Annotated in this window: 17 protein-coding genes and 1 pseudogene; 13 read left to right on the forward strand and 5 right to left on the reverse strand. The window is 61.8% G+C overall.

The window, feature by feature from the left end:
- Positions 1 to 60: 60 nt before the first annotated feature.
- Entirely contained in the window at positions 61 to 2,595 is a 2,535-nt protein-coding gene (locus ACTJKE_RS15840; RefSeq protein WP_440691980.1) for an EAL domain-containing protein, read from the forward strand.
- A 53-nt stretch (positions 2,596 to 2,648) separates the two neighbouring features.
- Here the strand turns inward: ACTJKE_RS15840 and ACTJKE_RS15845 are convergent, their stop codons facing one another.
- Positions 2,649 to 2,963: a DUF1476 domain-containing protein gene (locus tag ACTJKE_RS15845; RefSeq protein ID WP_057248961.1), complete on the reverse strand. Its 315-nt coding sequence runs from the start codon at positions 2,961 to 2,963 to the stop codon at positions 2,649 to 2,651.
- 336 nt (positions 2,964 to 3,299) lie between these two features.
- Between ACTJKE_RS15845 and purC the strand changes: the two genes are divergently transcribed.
- The 4 genes from purC to ACTJKE_RS15865 all read left to right on the forward strand — a co-directional run bounded on the left by purC (position 3,300) and on the right by ACTJKE_RS15865 (position 5,626).
- Entirely contained in the window at positions 3,300 to 4,064 is a 765-nt protein-coding gene (gene purC, locus ACTJKE_RS15850) for a phosphoribosylaminoimidazolesuccinocarboxamide synthase (RefSeq protein ID WP_057248960.1), read from the forward strand.
- 18 nt (positions 4,065 to 4,082) lie between these two features.
- Entirely contained in the window at positions 4,083 to 4,325 is a 243-nt protein-coding gene (gene purS / locus ACTJKE_RS15855) for a phosphoribosylformylglycinamidine synthase subunit PurS (protein WP_057248959.1), read from the forward strand.
- A gap of 165 nt (positions 4,326 to 4,490) precedes the next feature.
- Positions 4,491 to 5,162: a phosphoribosylformylglycinamidine synthase subunit PurQ gene (gene purQ / locus ACTJKE_RS15860; protein WP_043614510.1), complete on the forward strand. Its 672-nt coding sequence runs from the start codon at positions 4,491 to 4,493 to the stop codon at positions 5,160 to 5,162.
- Positions 5,163 to 5,218: 56 nt separating this feature from the next.
- The gene (locus tag ACTJKE_RS15865) at positions 5,219 to 5,626 is read left to right on the forward strand and encodes a hypothetical protein (RefSeq protein WP_057248958.1); all 408 of its coding nucleotides are present in this window, start codon (positions 5,219 to 5,221) and stop codon (positions 5,624 to 5,626) included.
- A 96-nt stretch (positions 5,627 to 5,722) separates the two neighbouring features.
- On the opposite strand, the gene ACTJKE_RS15870 is transcribed toward ACTJKE_RS15865, so the two are convergent.
- The gene (locus tag ACTJKE_RS15870; RefSeq protein ID WP_286161495.1) at positions 5,723 to 5,977 is read right to left on the reverse strand and encodes a DUF1127 domain-containing protein; all 255 of its coding nucleotides are present in this window, start codon (positions 5,975 to 5,977) and stop codon (positions 5,723 to 5,725) included.
- An 82-nt stretch (positions 5,978 to 6,059) separates the two neighbouring features.
- Between ACTJKE_RS15870 and ACTJKE_RS15875 the strand changes: the two genes are divergently transcribed.
- Together ACTJKE_RS15875 and ACTJKE_RS15880 are read left to right on the forward strand one after the other, a co-directional pair.
- A complete protein-coding gene (locus ACTJKE_RS15875; protein WP_058324124.1) occupies positions 6,060 to 7,478 on the forward strand; it encodes an aminotransferase-like domain-containing protein in 1,419 nt (472 codons plus the stop codon).
- Between the two features lie 91 nt (positions 7,479 to 7,569).
- Positions 7,570 to 8,150 (forward strand): annotated as a pseudogene (locus tag ACTJKE_RS15880) (acyloxyacyl hydrolase).
- Between the two features lie 42 nt (positions 8,151 to 8,192).
- Here ACTJKE_RS15880 and ACTJKE_RS15885 read toward each other — a convergent pair.
- A complete protein-coding gene (locus tag ACTJKE_RS15885; RefSeq protein WP_440691982.1) occupies positions 8,193 to 8,363 on the reverse strand; it encodes a hypothetical protein in 171 nt (56 codons plus the stop codon).
- Between ACTJKE_RS15885 and purL the strand changes: the two genes are divergently transcribed.
- The 6 genes from purL (at position 8,347) to ACTJKE_RS15915 (ending at position 14,913) form a co-directional block, all read left to right on the forward strand.
- Positions 8,347 to 10,578, forward strand: coding sequence for a phosphoribosylformylglycinamidine synthase subunit PurL (purL, locus tag ACTJKE_RS15890; protein WP_113514068.1), 2,232 nt, complete (start codon positions 8,347 to 8,349; stop codon positions 10,576 to 10,578). The two genes, ACTJKE_RS15885 and purL, sit on opposite strands and share 17 nt — an antisense overlap.
- 234 nt (positions 10,579 to 10,812) lie before the next feature.
- The gene (locus ACTJKE_RS15895; RefSeq protein WP_057248940.1) at positions 10,813 to 11,046 is read left to right on the forward strand and encodes a BolA family protein; all 234 of its coding nucleotides are present in this window, start codon (positions 10,813 to 10,815) and stop codon (positions 11,044 to 11,046) included.
- 6 nt (positions 11,047 to 11,052) lie between these two features.
- Complete coding sequence (locus ACTJKE_RS15900; RefSeq protein ID WP_057248939.1) at positions 11,053 to 11,298, forward strand: hypothetical protein; 246 nt, start codon at positions 11,053 to 11,055, stop codon at positions 11,296 to 11,298.
- 234 nt (positions 11,299 to 11,532) lie between these two features.
- The gene (gene grxD / locus ACTJKE_RS15905) at positions 11,533 to 11,871 is read left to right on the forward strand and encodes a Grx4 family monothiol glutaredoxin (RefSeq protein WP_057248938.1); all 339 of its coding nucleotides are present in this window, start codon (positions 11,533 to 11,535) and stop codon (positions 11,869 to 11,871) included.
- Between the two features lie 461 nt (positions 11,872 to 12,332).
- Positions 12,333 to 13,571, forward strand: a complete 1,239-nt coding sequence (locus ACTJKE_RS15910) for a multidrug effflux MFS transporter (protein WP_057248937.1) — start codon at positions 12,333 to 12,335, stop codon at positions 13,569 to 13,571.
- Between the two features lie 49 nt (positions 13,572 to 13,620).
- Entirely contained in the window at positions 13,621 to 14,913 is a 1,293-nt protein-coding gene (locus ACTJKE_RS15915) for a multidrug effflux MFS transporter (protein ID WP_057248936.1), read from the forward strand.
- Between the two features lie 79 nt (positions 14,914 to 14,992).
- Here the strand turns inward: ACTJKE_RS15915 and ACTJKE_RS15920 are convergent, their stop codons facing one another.
- Both ACTJKE_RS15920 and ttcA read right to left on the reverse strand, forming a co-directional pair.
- Entirely contained in the window at positions 14,993 to 15,817 is an 825-nt protein-coding gene (locus ACTJKE_RS15920) for an inositol monophosphatase family protein (protein WP_057248935.1), read from the reverse strand.
- Positions 15,814 to 16,698: a tRNA 2-thiocytidine(32) synthetase TtcA gene (gene ttcA / locus ACTJKE_RS15925; protein WP_058324121.1), complete on the reverse strand. Its 885-nt coding sequence runs from the start codon at positions 16,696 to 16,698 to the stop codon at positions 15,814 to 15,816. The genes ACTJKE_RS15920 and ttcA overlap by 4 nt, the downstream gene beginning before the upstream one ends.
- Positions 16,699 to 16,776 lie beyond the last annotated feature (78 nt).

Genomic DNA, 16,776 nt, shown 5'->3' on the forward strand with positions numbered 1-16,776 from the left:
AGCCTGATTTCCGGCTCCCGTGCCTTGGAAATGCGGCCGCAAACGCTGGACATGGGATAAGTGGCCGTCAACGAAGGTCTCACCAAAGGTGCGCGTGGCGCGCCGGCGAATTCGGATGTTCTCACGCAGGCCGCTCTGGAGCGCTTGCCGGCCGGAGCAATCATTGCCAATGATCTGGGACGGATCCTAACGACCAACGCGCGCGCCGGCGAACTGCTGCTAAGGACACCCGCTTCGCTCCGCAAAGCCCTTCTCGCAGATCTCGTGCTGGATGAGGACCGGCCGCTGTTGCCGGCGCGGAACATCTTGCCGCCCACGACGACCGCGTCCACGACGCTCCGTTTCGAAAGCCTCTCCGGTCCGCTGCCGATGCTTGTCTCCTGGTCACCTGTGCTTTTTGCCGACCAGGACGCCTTTCTCCTGCTGATGCTCCCCGCCCATGAGCTCGTCGACGAAATCGCCGGTCTTCGCAACGACGAAACCCGCTGGAAATATGCGCTCGACAGCGCACTTGAAGGCGTGTGGGATCACGACTTCGAAACCGGGAACCTGTTTTACTCCACCACCTGGAAGCGGCTTCGTGGCCTGCCCGACGATGCCGAAGTCGACGGTAGTCTTGAGACCTGGATCCAGAACGTCCACCCCGACGACCACGCGCATGTGCGTGCCGCAATCGAGCGCCAGGATTCTGGCGAGGCTGTGTTCAACACCTTCGAGTACCGCGAGCGCCATGCGGACGGGCATTGGGTCTGGATCGAGAGCCGTGGCGCGTCAGTTGCCTATTGGCCGGATGGCAGACCCTCCCGCATCATCGGGACGGACACGGACATCACGGCGCGCAAGGAGGCGGAGGCCCGTCTCGAAGAGGTCTCTCGCCGCCTGAGGCTCGCTCTCGGCGTTTCGAAGATCGGCGTGTTCGACTTCAACCTCGACGCCCAGAGGGACGACTGGGACGAGCGCATGTTCGAGATCTACGGCCTCGACCCAAGTGATGGGCCGCCGAGCTCCGAATCCTGGGAAAACACCCTGCATCCCGACGACCGCGACAAGGTCATCGCTCGGACCAACGAAGGCATCGCTTCCGGCAAGCCCTATAGCAATGCCTTTCGGATCGTGCGCCCGGACGGCACGATCCGGCATATCCGCTCCAATGCGGCGACCTATATCGATCATCTCGGGACGCGAAAGCTCATCGGGGCGAACTGGGACGTCACCGAAGACATCGCATTGCAGGAGGACTTGCGCCAGGCCCAGGCTTCCGCCGAAGCGCGCAACCGCGAGCTCGAGCTGGCGCGGATAAGGATCGAATACAACGCCCTGCACGACTACCTGACGGATCTGCCCAACCGGCGCTACCTTGACCAGATGCTGGCGGAAAACGTCGCGGTCAACGCCATCCTGCATATCGACCTCGATCGTTTCAAACAGATCAACGACACGCTTGGGCACCAGGCTGGTGATGCCATGCTGACCCATGCCGCTGCCATCCTTCGCGCGCACGCTCGACATGACGATTTCATTGCCCGTATCGGCGGCGACGAATTCGTCATTCTCTGCCGCCGCGGTCGCAACCTGCCGCAGCTCTCCGAGCTTGCCGAGCGCATCGTGCACGCCTTCCGTCGCCCCATTCCCTACGAGGGCCAGCTCTGCCGCCTGGGCGCGAGCATCGGCATTGCCTGGAAAGGGCATGACGATTTCGATGCGAAGCAGTTGTTGATGAATGCCGACATCGCGCTCTACCGGGCAAAGAGCCTCGGCCGGGACCGGGTCGAAGCCTTTTCTGAACAGATCCAGACACAAATTCTGACGGCCAAACGGATCGGCGACGATATTCGCCAGGCGATCGAGGAAGGGCAGTTCACGGTTTACTATCAGCCGCAGTTCGATGCGCGTTCGCTCGAGATAACCGGTGTCGAGGCTCTGGTCCGCTGGAACCATCCTGAGCGCGGGGTGCTCGCCCCCTTCCATTTCCTGAAGGTCGCGGAGGAGATCAATGTCCTGCCGGCCATCGACCGAAAGGTCGTGGAGCTCGCCTATGCCGACTTTCAGTCCTGGCGGCAGTCCGGCCTCGCCATTCCCAAGATCTCGGTCAACATGTCGTCGCCGCGCCTGCGTGATCCCGGCCTGATCACCGACCTGCGTGATCTGCAGATCGCCCCTGGCGTCCTCTCGTTCGAATTGCTCGAATCCATCTTCCTCGACGATCCGGAAGATGAAATCGCCGAAACCATCTCGGCCCTCGGCGCGCTTGGGATCGAGGTGGAGATCGACGACTTCGGCACCGGGCACGCCTCGATCATCGGCCTGCTCAATCTCAATCCGGCGCGGCTGAAGATCGACCGGGCGCTGGTCGGACCGATCACGGAGAGCCCGAAACAGGCTAAGCTGGTCCGCGCGATCATCGACATCGGCCATTCGCTCAACATCGAGGTCGTCGGCGAAGGCGTCGAGACCTGGGAGCATGCGGCGATGCTGCGCGATCTCGGCTGCGATGTGCTGCAGGGCTACGCGCTGGCCCGCCCGATGGATCGTCTGGAGCTTGAACGGCGCCTGCGGCGCGGATGGAAGCCGGTCTTCGGCACGGAGGACAAATAAAAACGCCCGGCTTCATGGCCGGGCGTGAACGGTCGGCATTGGTGCCTGAAGGCTTACTTGTTCTGGATCTGCTGGACGGCTTCGCCGAGAAGCTCGAGCATCCGCAAGCGGATCTGATCTTCCGTCTGGGCAACGCCTGCAGCGTCAAAGTCGGCCTTGATCTTACGGACGACGTCTTCGTGGCCGGCCTCTTCGAAGTCGGCAACCACCACTTCGTTGGCGTAGGCGTCGGCGTCGGCCTTGCCGAGCAGACCGGCAGCCCAGAGACCGACAAGCTTGTTGCGGCGCGCTTCAGCCTTGAACTTCAGCTCTTCGTCCAGCGCAAACTTCGCCTCGAAGGCCTTTTCGCGATCCTGCATCGTCGTCATCAATCGATCTCCCTGAAAATTCCATGCCGGAAACAGTTATCGCCATAAACCAAAACGGAGGTCAAACTGCAATGCGTAGTTTTCCGGTTTGATGACTTTCATGTTACCCTCCGTATGGTTCCTGAAATCGCCTTCGATTCAAGGACTACAAACGTCGCAGCACCCAAAGTGACACGGCGACCTTGACGCGTCCAGGTAGAGACGCGCGGGCGCCCTATGCAAATCAGGGGACGGGAAGATACGCCGATTGTGAAATCCGTTCTTTTCAGTTATGGACCCCGAGAGATATTCCACGCGCGCGACCCAAGAGCGCCAACAACCACAGAGACAGAATCCATGAATCGTCGCCGCCGTATCTACGAGGGCAAGGCCAAGATCCTCTATGAGGGTCCGGAGCCGGGCACGCTCATCCAGTTCTTCAAGGACGACGCGACCGCCTTCAACAAGAAAAAGCATGACGTCATCGACGGCAAAGGCGTGCTGAACAACCGTATTTCCGAGTACATCTTCACGCATCTCAACAAGATCGGCATCCCCACGCACTTCATCCGCCGGCTTAACATGCGCGAGCAGTTGATCAAGGAAGTCGAGATCATCCCCCTCGAGATCGTCGTGCGCAACGTTGCCGCCGGCTCGCTGTCCAAGCGCCTCGGCATCGAGGAAGGCACCGTTCTCCCCCGTTCGATCATCGAGTTCTACTACAAGGCCGATGCACTGGAAGACCCGATGGTCTCCGAAGAGCACATCACCGCCTTCGGCTGGGCAAGCCCCCAGGAACTCGACGACATCATGGCGCTCGCCATCCGCATCAACGACTTCCTTTCGGGCCTGTTCCTGGGCGTCGGCATCCAGCTCGTCGACTTCAAGATCGAGTGCGGCCGTCTGTTCGAGGGCGACATGATGCGCATCGTGCTCGCCGACGAGATCTCGCCGGATAGCTGCCGTCTCTGGGACATCGAGACCCGCGAGAAGCTCGACAAGGACCGCTTCCGCCGCGACCTTGGCGGCCTCGTCGAGGCCTACCAGGAAGTCGCCCGCCGTCTTGGCATCATGAACGAGAACGAACCCGTGCGCGGCACCGGTCCGGTTCTGGTGAAATAACTTTCGGGGAAAATCAAAGTGATCAAGGCACGTGTAACCGTGACGCTGAAGAACGGCGTTCTCGACCCGCAGGGCAAGGCAATCGAAGGTGCGCTCGGCGCACTCGGCTTCGACGGCATCGGCCAGGTCCGTCAGGGCAAGGTTTTCGATCTGCAGATCGAATCCACAGACAAGGCCAAGGCCGAAGAAGACCTCAAGGCGATGTGCGAAAAGCTGCTCGCCAACACGGTGATCGAGAACTACAGCATCTCGTTCGCCTGATCGATCAGGCATGAAGATCGGTCCGTGCCTTCGGGCGCGGATCCAGACGTTAAGAAACGCCGAAGCAGCACGAACGCCCAACGGAGCGGTGCTGCGATCGGGAGATGCCTGGCTCGTCGGGGTGGGGCATCAAGATTTGATCTCGCCGCTAACGGAGACAGAGATATGAAGTCAGCCGTCGTTCAGCTTCCGGGCCTCAACCGCGACCGCGACATGATCGCGGCCCTCACCAAGATTTCCGGCAAGGCTCCGGTCACCGTCTGGCAGACGGAAACGGATATCCCCGATGTCGATCTGATCGTCATCCCGGGCGGCTTCTCCTATGGCGACTATCTGCGCTGTGGCGCGATCGCAGCGCGCATGCCGGTCATGCAGGCGATCAAGGCCAAGGCGGAAAAGGGCGTCAAGGTTCTCGGCGTCTGCAACGGCTTCCAGATCCTCGTCGAGGCCGGCCTCCTGCCGGGCGCGCTGATGCGCAATGCCTCGCTGAAGTTCGTCTGCCGCGAGATCAAGCTCGAAGTGGTCAATGCCGACACCGACTTCACCCGCGCCTACTCGAAGGGCCAGATCATCCGCTCGCCGGTCGCCCACCACGACGGCAACTACTTCGCCGATGCCGAGACGCTGAAGACGATCGAAGGCAATGGCCAGGTGGTGTTCCGCTATGCCGAAGGCACCAACCCGAACGGTTCGATGAACGATATCGCCGGCGTGATGAATGCCGAGGGTAACGTGCTCGGTATGATGCCGCATCCGGAAAACCTGATCGAAGCGGCGCATGGCGGCTCCGACGGCCGCGGCCTCTTTGCGTCTGCGCTCGAAGTAATCGCCGCTTAACCATCCGGCTGATAGAAGGCATCCGACCCATCCCCCAAATGCGAGCGAGACCGTCGATGCCTTCATTTGTCCCTGCACGCCTGGCCGGCCTTGCCTGCGCAACGTTTGGCCTGGCCCTTCTCGCTTCGTGCCAATCGCCGAAGCCGCCGGCGCCGAGCCCGAACACGGCGGCACTGCCGACCATGGAGCGCGTGGCGCTTGGCGCCAACGGCTGCTGGTTCAAATCGGGCGATTCCGAGTTCAAGTCCTATCGCCTGGCGCCGGAGCTTAATTCCTTCTCCGGCCGCCCGCGCATACTGATCGTGCCGCGCAAATCGCCGGAAGCACGCCCGCTCGCCGTCGTTCAGGCTGAGGGCAACCCGGCACGCCTGCAGGCCTTCGGACCGTTAATGAGCGAACCCGTCGGCACGCGCATGGCCGCCGATATCAAGCGCTGGGCTGCCGGCGGACAGGGCTGCAAGTAGACCTCAGTCGAATTGGCGAATTGATCCAAGGGCCGGTGCACCTCAGCGATGCGCCGGCCCTTTTGTATTGTTCTTGAGTGGTTCTTGCCCGAAAGGCTAGCGCCAGAACGGGACAGTCGATTCCTGGCGCGCGTCCCTCTCGGAAACACCGATGTCCCTAAGCTGCCAATCGCTCATTTCCCCGAGCGCCATGCGACCGCGTCGCTTCGCCGCCAGTTCGCAATAGAGCCCCCATAGGCGCCTCAGCACGCTTTCGCGTTCCTCCGAATAGTCGCCACCAAACAATGTGCTGGTGCGCTCAACGGATTTCGCTTCCGGGCGGGACAAACAAATTGTATCTATTGTACTCATTGATAACCCCAATGCAGCGATTGCTATCGTTGTCTTGGTGATAATTGACATATTTCGCGCTGTAATCTAAAGAATTGTCACTATGACAAATTGGCTCCCAGACATTCAGCAGGGTCACGGTCCGCTCTATGCGCGAATTGCTGACCAGATCGAACAGGCAATTGGCAACGGCGCCCTGCCCGTCGGCGCCAAATTGCCACCGCAGCGCAACCTCGCCTACGACATCGGCGTGACAATCGGCACGATTGGACGCGCCTATAACATCGTCCGCGAACGCGGACTTGTGAGCGGTGAAGTCGGTCGCGGCACCTATGTACTAGATCATCCCGAAAGCCGTCCGCCGGAGCAGGCGGATCCGCTGACGACTTCGCTCGCCGGCACCCGGCCGCTTGTGGCGCCTGCCGGCAAGTTGAGGTTCGACAGCACAGCGGCGCCCGATATCGGCCAGGGCACGGTCTTGAGCGAGGTGCTTGGCGAGATCAGTCACGACCACCATGCGGACATCGCAAGCTACGCCCGCAACTTCCCGGACCATTGGTTCGAGGCGGGTTGCCTATGGCTGGCGCGCGGCGGCTTCCGCCCGAAGCCGGAAAACATCGTGCCGACGCTCGGTGCCCATGCGGGTGTGGTTGCCGTCATCACTGCGGTTACCGCGCCTGGCGACCGTATCGCCTTCGAGACGCTCACCTATTCGCAGGTGAGCCGCAGCGCCGGCCTGGTCGGTCGCCGGACGACGCTGGTCGAAAGCGACGAGTTTGGCATGATCCCCGAGGATTTCGAGCGCGTCTGCGCGCAGCAGCATCCGAAGCTCGCGTTCCTGATGCCCAGCGCACAAAACCCGACGGTTGCCGTCATGCCGCTTGCGCGCCGCCAGGCGATCGCCGACATCGCCCGCAAATACGGTGTCTGGCTTGTAGAGGACGATCTCTATGGCGCCATGACCGGTGATCAGACGCCGCTCTTGGCCGAGCTTGCGCCGGAACGCACCTTCCTGGTTGGCGGTCTTTCGAAGTCGGTCGCTGCCGGTGTCCGTGGCGGCTGGGTCGCCTGCCCTCCGCATTTCAGCCAGCGTATTCGCATTGCCCACAAAATGGTGAGCGGCGGCTTGCCGTTCATTCTCGCTGAGCTCTGCGCGCGCCTCGTGCTTTCCGGTTCGGCTGCAATCCTGCGCAGCAAGGGCATTGAAGAGGTGCGCGCCCGCGAGGCGATGGCCCGCGAAATTTTCGAAGGCATCGAGTTCACCTCGCACCCCTGTATTCCGTTCCTTTGGATGAAGCTGCCCGACCCCTGGCTTTCAGGTACCTTCAAGCAGGCGGCTTTGCAGGAGGGTGTGCTTGTCGACGACGAGGACGAGTTCAAGGCCGGACGAACCGACCGCGTTTTCCATCGCATTCGCATCGGTTTTTCCTCGCCGCCGGACCGAGCCCAGGTAAGAGCAGGTTTTCAGGCGCTGAAGCGGCTGCTCGACAGCGGGCGGGCGGGCTACGACAGTTTTGAGTGACTATAGAAATCCACGGGGTGACTTTCGGGCAAGGTTGAGCAACATACTACTTTAGCAGTTTGCGCACATGATTCGCCTCTAAGGATTCCGCATGCCGCTACCGTTCAGCCCCGCCTTGTCGCATCGCATCGCATATCTTCTTCTCGCCACCACCACGTTGACCGCCGCCGCACCGGCTCTTGCCGCGGACGGTGTTTTCGACGAAATGCGCTTCGGCGTGACGACGTCGATCGCCGCCGGCGATAAGCAGGAAGACGGGGTCTTTCCGTCATTCACCGTGTATTTCGACCCGTTCGACGCCGATGGGGCGACCGACCTCGGCGAAAAACTGCTGCGCCCCGGGTCTATGCCGGCGCAGCGGTTGCGACGTCGTCTAACGGGGTCAATCAGGCCTATGGCGGTTTGAGCTGGACCTTCGACATGACTCAGCGCCTGTTTGTCGAATTCGGCGCCGGCGGCACGATTCATGACGGCGACCTCGATGAACCCAATGGTTCCGGTCCCCAACTCGGCTGCCGCGTCCTCTTCCGCGAATACGCTGCTGCCGGCGTCCGCCTTGACGAGCACTGGAACGTCTCGGCGACCGTGGAACATGCTTCGCATGCCAATCTGTGCGACGGTCCGAACAACGGCCTGACACGCGCCGGCCTTGCGCTCGGCTACAAGTTCTGACGCTGGTCGCCGCACTGCCTTCTGCAAAGCTTTATACGGGCGTCAACCGCTGTTGATCGCCGGTATTTTTCTGTCGCGCCGCGCCGCAGCATAGGCTAAAGAAGCCGCAAAGCGCTCCCTGTGTCTGTTGCGGTTCGCACGCGCCATATTCCTCTTAAGTGGATTGCGCGCCGCCCGAAGGATTTGACGGTCGACGATGACGATTTCGAACACCCGCCCCATCACCCCGGACCTCATCGCATCGCACGGGCTGAAGCCCGACGAATACGAGCGCATCCTGAGCCTGATCGGGCGCGAGCCAACCTTCACGGAGCTCGGCATCTTTTCGGCGATGTGGAACGAGCACTGCTCCTACAAGTCTTCGAAGAAGTGGCTGCGCACGCTGCCGACCAAAGGCCCGCGCGTCATCCAGGGTCCGGGTGAAAATGCCGGTGTGGTGGATATCGATGATGGCGATTGCGTCGTCTTCAAGATGGAGAGCCATAACCACCCGTCCTATATCGAACCCTACCAGGGCGCGGCGACCGGTGTCGGCGGCATCCTGCGTGACGTCTTCACCATGGGCGCCCGTCCGGTTGCGGCGATGAATGCGCTGCGCTTCGGCGCGCCGGACCATCCGAAGACCCGCCACCTCGTCTCCGGCGTCGTTGCCGGCGTCGGCGGCTACGGCAATTCCTTCGGTGTTCCGACCGTCGGCGGCGAAGTCGAGTTCGATGCCCGCTACAACGGCAACATCCTCGTCAACGCCTTTGCTGCCGGTCTCGCCAAGAGCGATGCGATCTTCTACTCCAAGGCCGAAGGCGTAGGTCTCCCCGTCGTCTATCTCGGCGCCAAGACCGGCCGCGATGGCGTCGGCGGCGCGACCATGGCCTCGGCCGAGTTCGACGAGTCGATCGAAGAGAAGCGCCCGACCGTGCAGGTCGGCGATCCCTTCACCGAAAAATGCCTGCTGGAAGCCTGCCTCGAGCTGATGCAGACGGGTGCGGTCATCGCCATCCAGGACATGGGTGCGGCAGGCCTCACCTGCTCGGCCGTCGAAATGGGCGCCAAGGGCGACCTCGGCATCGAGCTCAACCTTGATAGCGTTCCCGTTCGCGAAGAACGCATGACCGCTTACGAGATGATGCTGTCGGAAAGCCAGGAGCGCATGCTCATGGTGCTCGAGCCCGCCAAGGAAGAAGTCGCCAAGGCGATCTTCGTCAAGTGGGGCCTCGATTTCGCGATCGTCGGCAAGACCACAGACGATCTGCGCTTCCGCATCCTGCACCAGGGCGAAGAAGTGGCGAACCTGCCGATCAAGGAATTGGGCGACGAAGCGCCGGAATATGATCGTCCCTGGACCCCTGCCAAGACCTCGACTCCGCTGGCAACCAACGACATCCCGGCTGCTGACGTCGCCGACGCACTCGTGAAGCTCGTCGGTTCGGCCAACAACTCCTCGCGCCGCTGGGTCTACGAACAGTACGACACCCTGATCCAGGGCAACTCGCTGCAGCTTCCGGGCGGTGACGCTGGCGTCGTGCGCGTCGAGGGTCACGTCTCCAAGGCGCTGGCCTTCTCCTCCGACGTAACGCCGCGTTACGTCGAAGCCGATCCGTTCGAAGGCGGCAAGCAGGCGGTCGCCGAATGCTGGCGCAACCTGACGGCAACCGGCGCGCTGCCGCTGGCAGCCACCGACAACCTCAACTTCGGCAACCCGGAACGCCCGGAAATCATGAGCCAGCTGGTCCATGCCATCAAGGGCATCGGCGAAGCATGCACCGCGCTCGACTTTCCGATCGTTTCCGGCAACGTCTCGCTCTACAACGAGACCAATGGCCAGGCGATCCTGCCGACCCCGACCATCGGCGGCGTGGGCCTGATCAAGGACTGGTCGAAGATGGCGCGCATCCGCTTTGCTGCGGAAGGCGAAACTATCCTGCTTGCCGGTGCACCTGTTGGCCTGGGCGCCCACATCGCCCAGTCGGTCTACATGCGAGACGTTCACGGCCGTACCGACGGTCCGGCGCCGCATGTCGATCTGGCGCATGAACGCAAGGTCGGCGATTTCGTCCGCAGCCTCATCATCGATGGCCTCGTGACGGCCGTTCACGATTGCTCGTCGGGTGGCCTGGCGCTTGCGGTCGCCGAAATGGCGATGGCCTCGGGCATTGGCGCCACGGTTGATGCCGTCGCCGGTCACGACCCGATCGCGACCTTCTATGGCGAAGATCAGGGCCGCTACGTCGTAACTGTTGCCGCTGGCGCACTCGACGCGGTTACCGCCCGCGCTAAGGCCGCAGGCGTTGCCCTGCCCGTCATCGGCAAGACCGCTGGCGATGCCGTCAAGCTCGGCGATGCCAGGGCGGTTTCGGTCGCTGAGCTGCGCTCGACCCACGAAGGCTGGTTCCCGGAATTCATGCAGGGCGATCTCGCTCCCGAGAACTGAGAAACGACGACGGGAGCCGCTGATCGGCGGCTCCCGTCTGGCTCTTCGCATGCCTCGAAAGGTGTCATCTGGGGACGCGATCAAGCGTGATCATCTGATCGTACCGGCGCCAGCAACTGGCCGCCCTCACCCAATTCAGCAATTGCGTTCCGCCCCTGAATCGTGGTTCCCTAATTTCATGGATGGCGTCGGCAGGCTGCTGACGTTGCAGAATAAAAAGGGAGTTGGCGTATCATGCCCATGACACCAGGCGACATCGAAGACATGATCAAGGCAGGGATTCCCGGTGCCAAGGTCACGATCCGCGATCTGGCCGGTGACGGCGACCACTATGCCGCCGAAGTCGTGGCCGAGGCGTTTCGTGGCAAGACCCGCGTGCAGCAGCACCAGATGGTCTACAACGCACTCAAGGGCAACATGGGCGGTGTTCTACACGCCCTCGCCCTGCAGACGAGCGCGCCGGAGTAAGCCGGAATGGCTGACCTGATCAAGGAACTCGTCAGCGGCGTCGTTGACAGTGCATTGAAGGAAATCCTCAAGAAGACCGGCGTCAAGCGAACCTCGACCAAGCGGACAAAGCGCCGGACGCGGACGACTTCGTCCGGCGGCGGCATCCTCGCGGATATCCTCGAAGCGGCCATTCGCAAGCCGGCCAAGAAGCAGGTCAGCCGTCGCAAAACGGCTGCGGCGCGCAGCAAGACCCGGCGCCGCACCGCTTGACTGCATGTTTCCTTAACTCGTCGCGGATTTATGGACGAAAACATGCAGAAAATCAAAGTGCTACAGCGACCTTTGCGCGCCTGAGAAGACGCGCGGCGCTGTAGTGGTAATAAAACCACATCTTGAGGCCCATCAATATTTGTTGCGATTGGGTGGTGAAAATCACCAATATGCATGCTATCTAGAACCCAATCGATATCCGGCCCTTGAAGCCGGCGCAGGAAGGAAGACGAGATGAGCGGAATTCACGAATTCATCGACAACGAAGTCAAGACAAACGATGTGGTGCTCTTCATGAAGGGTACGCCGCAGTTCCCGCAGTGCGGCTTCTCCGGTCAGGTTGTCCAGATTCTCGACTACATCGGTGTCGACTACAAGGGCGTCAACGTGCTCGCCGATGCTGACCTGCGCCAGGGCATCAAGGATTACTCCAACTGGCCGACGATCCCGCAGCTCTACGTCAAGGGCGAATTCGTCGGCGGTTGCGACATCGTGCGTGAAATGTTCCAGGCCGGAGAACTGCAGTCTCACCTTGAGGCGCAGGGCGTTGCCGTCAAGGGCGCCGCCGCCTGATCTAAGGACGCCTCGTCCCGATCTTTCGGAGAAGGCGGGCAACCGCCTTTTTTGATTCTGGCCGTAATTCCGCATCGCCTAATTTTCGTTGTCCTTCAGAAGGACTTGCGCGTGCGATTCGCGCAGGTGCCGCCAAGATACGTTCAGAGCGTGCTTCCTTCGGGGAGCGAAGGGCCGGATGTCCGGCCTGTCATGAATCGGTTGCGATCGTTCGGCATAAGCTGCCTGTAGAGGGTCTCGCCTCGCCCCTTGGCGCCCGGAAAGTCCGGTCCCTGCCGCTCGACGCTTCCTACGCTTCATGCCGGCCCGGTCCATGCGGTTGGTTTCCAATCGCCCCGGCTGCCCCCGCTCAATTTCGATATGTCTGCTGGCATGGCGTCAGCCGACACCCTTCTTTTCCGGATTTGCTCCGGACCAACCTGTTTCGCTTGCGCCCGGTGCGCCGCTAGGACTTTTTGCAAATGACCAGCACGACCAACGAAGACGCCCGGCCCGGGGTCACGAAATTCCAGTTCATCGCGCTGATGGCCATGCTGATGGCAACCAACGCCATCTCGATTGACATCATGTTGCCAGGTCTGCAGCAGATCGGAGCCAGCCTCGGCGTCGCCTCTGAAAATGAGCGGCAGTACATCATCACCGCCTATCTGCTCGGCATGGGGGTGGCACAGCTGTTCTTCGGCCCGCTTTCGGATCGCTTCGGGCGTAAGCCACCGCTGATTGCCGGCCTTGCCCTCTATGCGCTCTGCGCGCTGGCGATCGCGATCGTACCGAGCTTCGGCCTCATGCTGGCGCTGCGCTTCGTGCAGGGCGCCGGTGCTGCGGCGACGCGCGTCATCACCATTTCGATCGTCCGCGACGTCTATGGCGGCCGACAGATGGCTGAGGTCATGTCTCTGGTCATGATGGTGTTCATGATCGTGCCAGTTGTGGCGCCTTCGATCGGCCAGCTCATCATCAGCCTTGCCGATTGGCACATGATCTTTGTCGTCGTCGCACTCTATGCCGTGATGAACATTGCAATCGTCGTGTCGAAACTCGGAGAGACGCTCGATCCGGCCCATCGCCGCGCCTTCACGCCGGCGGTCATCCTCAGCGGTTTCCGCATCGTGCTGACGAACCGGGTGTCGCTGCTTTACACGCTCGCGACCTCGGTGATCCTTGGTGCACTGTTCGGCTTCATCAACTCGGCGCAGCAGGTGCTCGTCGGCGTCTACGACCTCGGCGTGTGGTTTCCGCTTGTCTTCGCCGCCTTTGCCAGTATGATGGCGGTCGCTTCCTTCACCAATTCCCGCCTCGTCCGCCGCTTCGGCATGCGGCCGCTATCCCATGCGGCACTCATCGGCTTCACGCTGGCGAGCTTCGTCTGGATGTCGGCCTCGCTCTATGCGCCGCTGCCCTTCCCGGTCTTCGTGGTCCTCTACTGCGCCACGATGTTCCAGTTCGGGCTGATCGCGCCGAACTTCAACGCCATGGCCATGGAGCCGCTCGGCCACGTTGCCGGTACAGCGTCGTCCGTACTCGGCTTCATGCAGACGATCGGCGGCAGCGTGATCGGAGCCTTCATCGGCCAGTCCTTCGACGGCACAGCCACGCCGCTCGCCACTGGCTACTTCACTGTCGCCGCAATCGGTCTCGTTTTCGTTCTGATTGCCGAACGCGGCAAGCTCTTCAAACCGCACCATCAGCCGGCCGGTTGATCCCAGAACCGGCCAGTCCTCATTTTTGAAGAATTTACGGGCTCACCCAATGACCACCATCACCAATCAATCCGAACATATCGACGGGGTTTCCGGGGCTCAGCGCCTCAACATGGGCATCGTCGAGTTCATCATCACCATCGCCGTCATGACGGCGAGTGTCGCCATCGCCATCGACAGCATGTTGCCGGCGTTGCCGGCGATCGGCCAGTCTCTGAACGTCGCCAACACCAATGATAGCCAGTTGGTGATCGGCGTCTTCTTCCTCGGCTTCGGCATTTCGCAGATCTTCTTCGGCAGCCTCTCCGATGCCTTCGGCCGACGCCGCGTGCTGCTCGGCGGCCTCGCCTTCTTTACCGTGTCGATGTTCGCCGCCGCTCTCACCCAGAGCTTCGAGACGCTGCTCATCCTGCGTTTCATTCAGGGCATCGGCGCGGCCGCGATCCGCATCACCACCATGGCGATCGTGCGCGATTGCTTCGGCGGCCGCGAGATGGCGCGCGTCATGTCCTATGTCATGATCGTCTTCATGATCGTTCCGATCGTTGCACCCTCGATCGGCCAGCTCGTGATCCTTTATGCCAACTGGCACTGGATCTTCATCCTGATCGGCGTCATCGGCGCGATCCTGTTCGTCTGGGCCTTTTCCCGCATGAAGGAGTCCCTGCCGCGCGAGGAGCGCATGCCGCTCTCCGTCGGGGCGGTTGCCTCGGGCTTCAAGACCGTTCTCACCAACCGCATCACCTGCGGCTACATGATCGGCATGACGCTCTTCACCGCGGTCATCTGCGCCTACATCGTCACGGTTCAGCAGATCTTCGGCGAGGTCTATGGCCTCGGTGACTGGCTGCCGATCGCCTTTGCCGGCACGGCCGGCGGCATCGCGGTCGCGAACTTCGCCAACGGCTTCTTCGTCCGCAGCTTCGGCATGCGCCGGATCTCGCACGTCTCGATGATCCTGTTCACGCTGCTTTCGGTCGTCGGCTTCGTGATGTCGCTCTCCGGCACGCCGGCCTTCGTCGTCAGCTACCTGATGTTCTCGGTGCTCCTGATGTTCTTTGCGGTGATCGCGACGAACTTCACCGCGATCAGCCTTGAGCCGATGGGGCACCTTGCCGGCACGGCGACGGCGATCACCGGCTTTGTCTCGACCACCGGTGGCGCCTTGATCGGCGGCACCGTCGGCCAGCTCTTCAACGGTACGCTGCAGCCGCTCTTTGGCGGCTTTGCCCTCTTCGGCATTCTGACGGTTCTGGCGACGCTCTGGGCCGAGAAGGGGAAGCTCTTCACCCATCCTGGCGACAAGGACGTCACCATGGATCACGGTGGCGGCCATATGTGATTGGCAGCCGCATGGCAAAAACAAAACCCGCCCGGAGCGATCCGGGCGGGCTTTTCATTTGCAGTCGGCTTCAAACGGCTTAGACCGTGAAGACCTCGCGGCGAAGCGTCTCCCAGCTCTCCTTGTCGGTCGCGAGCAGCAGGCCGCCGTTGAGATGGGCAGGCAGATAGGGCGAACCGTCGAAGCGGGCCGCATAGGCACCGGCTTCCTGCGAAATCAGCGTTCCCGCCAAGTGATCCCAGGGCATCAACTTCTGGTACATCAGGAAGTGCAGATGCCCAGCCGCGAAGATGCGATACTCGTGCGCCGCACAGCGGTAGCTGGTGGCCATACGCACCTTGGCCATATTGGCCATGACTTCGCGCCGTGCTTCCTGCTGGTAAAAGCCAGTCGAGGCACCGCCGACCATGGTTTCCAGCGGCACGCCCGCCGTCACCGACATACGCTCCTGCGAGCCGTCAGGGCGGCACATCCAGGCGCCCGAGCCCTTCTCCGCGATCACCCAGTCGTTGCCGAGCGGATCGTAGATGATGCCAGCGACCGTCTCACCCTTGGAGACCACGCTCGCCATCACGCCGAAGAGCGGCAGGCCAGCGGCGAAGTTGAAGGTGCCGTCGATCGGGTCGACGACGACGGCGAGATCGGTCTCGTTGAGCTTGTCGAGAAGGGTCGGATCGGCCGCTACCGATTCTTCGCCGACGAACAGAGCGCCCGGTGCCACCTCTTCGATACGTGACTTGATCAGCCGTTCGGCCGCCTCGTCGCCTTCGGTCACGAGATCGATCGCTTCGGACTTCATCCGGACATCGCCTGCATCAAGATTGCGGAACCGCGGCAGGATCTCTTTGACCGCCGCTTCCTGCAGGAGGTTGGCAAGGCCGGCGATGTCAACGGAATGGCTCATTCTTTGGGCTCCGGTGTGAGGGACAGGAAATCGAACAGCTTGGGATCGAGCAGATGCGACGGGTTCACGTGACCGAGCGCGCGCAGCATCGTGTCCTTGCGGCCGGGCATGCGCCGCTCGATATCGGCCAGCATCGCCTTCATCGCATTGCGCTCGAGACCATCCTGCGAGCCGCAAAGGTCGCAAGGGATGATCGGAAACTCCATCGCGGAGGCAAACTTGGAAAGATCGTCCTCGGCCGCATAGGCGAGCGGGCGAAGCAACATCAGATCGCCTTCGTCGTTCAGCAGCTTTGCCGGCATCGAGGCGAGCCGGCCACCATGGAAGAAGTTCATGAAGAAGGTTTCGAGAATATCCTCGCGGTGGTGGCCGAGCACCAGTGCGTCGCACCCCTCTTCGCGCGCAATGCGATAGAGGTTGCCGCGGCGCAGCCGCGAACAGAGCGAACAGTAGGTCGCCCCCGTCGGTACCTTTTCCTTCACGATCGAATAGGTGTCGCGATACTCGATGCGGTGCTTGACGCCGATCGATTGAAGATATTCCGGCAGGATATGCTTCGGGAAGTTCGGTTGGCCCTGGTCGAGATTGCAGGCGATCAGTTCTACCGGCAGCAATCCGCGCCATTGCAGGTCCATCAGCAGCGCCAACAGGCTGTAGCTGTCCTTGCCGCCGGAAAGGCCGATCAGCCAGCGCTTCGCGCCCTTCAGCATGCCGAAGTCGTCGAGCGCCTGCCGCGTCTGGCGCAGCAGGCGCTTGCGCAGCTTGTTGAACGAGACGGAGGACGGCATGCGGCTGAACAGCGGATGCGTGCCGGCGTCGATCTCGCCCTCATCGAAAGTGGTTTCGGCCTGGTCTTGCGACACGTTAAGCGAAAGGTCCATGGCGGGGATCCTGTGCGGCAGGCACGGGCGCAACCCGCGCCCGGCAAATCTTGGCCTGCACTTGCCCGCTCCGGCCGT

It is taken from the genome of Ensifer sp. 22521, assembly GCF_052044795.1.
Lineage (GTDB): Bacteria > Pseudomonadota > Alphaproteobacteria > Rhizobiales > Rhizobiaceae > Ensifer.

What these genes read in the sequence shown, in the direction of transcription:
- purQ (WP_043614510.1), top strand. Translation starts at nt 4,491, where the DNA reads ATGAAGTCAGCCGTCGTTCAGCTTCCGGGCCTCAACCGCGACCGCGAC.
- ACTJKE_RS15900 (WP_057248939.1), top strand. Translation starts at nt 11,053, where the DNA reads ATGGCTGACCTGATCAAGGAACTCGTCAGCGGCGTCGTTGACAGTGCA.
- ACTJKE_RS15870 (WP_286161495.1), bottom strand. Translation starts at nt 5,977, where the DNA reads ATGAGTACAATAGATACAATTTGTTTGTCCCGCCCGGAAGCGAAATCC.
- ACTJKE_RS15875 (WP_058324124.1), top strand. Translation starts at nt 6,060, where the DNA reads ATGACAAATTGGCTCCCAGACATTCAGCAGGGTCACGGTCCGCTCTAT.
- ttcA (WP_058324121.1), bottom strand. Translation starts at nt 16,698, where the DNA reads ATGGACCTTTCGCTTAACGTGTCGCAAGACCAGGCCGAAACCACTTTC.
- purC (WP_057248960.1), top strand. Translation starts at nt 3,300, where the DNA reads ATGAATCGTCGCCGCCGTATCTACGAGGGCAAGGCCAAGATCCTCTAT.
- ACTJKE_RS15895 (WP_057248940.1), top strand. Translation starts at nt 10,813, where the DNA reads ATGCCCATGACACCAGGCGACATCGAAGACATGATCAAGGCAGGGATT.
- grxD (WP_057248938.1), top strand. Translation starts at nt 11,533, where the DNA reads ATGAGCGGAATTCACGAATTCATCGACAACGAAGTCAAGACAAACGAT.
- ACTJKE_RS15920 (WP_057248935.1), bottom strand. Translation starts at nt 15,817, where the DNA reads ATGAGCCATTCCGTTGACATCGCCGGCCTTGCCAACCTCCTGCAGGAA.
- ACTJKE_RS15915 (WP_057248936.1), top strand. Translation starts at nt 13,621, where the DNA reads ATGACCACCATCACCAATCAATCCGAACATATCGACGGGGTTTCCGGG.
- ACTJKE_RS15865 (WP_057248958.1), top strand. Translation starts at nt 5,219, where the DNA reads ATGCCTTCATTTGTCCCTGCACGCCTGGCCGGCCTTGCCTGCGCAACG.
- ACTJKE_RS15845 (WP_057248961.1), bottom strand. Translation starts at nt 2,963, where the DNA reads ATGACGACGATGCAGGATCGCGAAAAGGCCTTCGAGGCGAAGTTTGCG.
- ACTJKE_RS15910 (WP_057248937.1), top strand. Translation starts at nt 12,333, where the DNA reads ATGACCAGCACGACCAACGAAGACGCCCGGCCCGGGGTCACGAAATTC.
- purL (WP_113514068.1), top strand. Translation starts at nt 8,347, where the DNA reads ATGACGATTTCGAACACCCGCCCCATCACCCCGGACCTCATCGCATCG.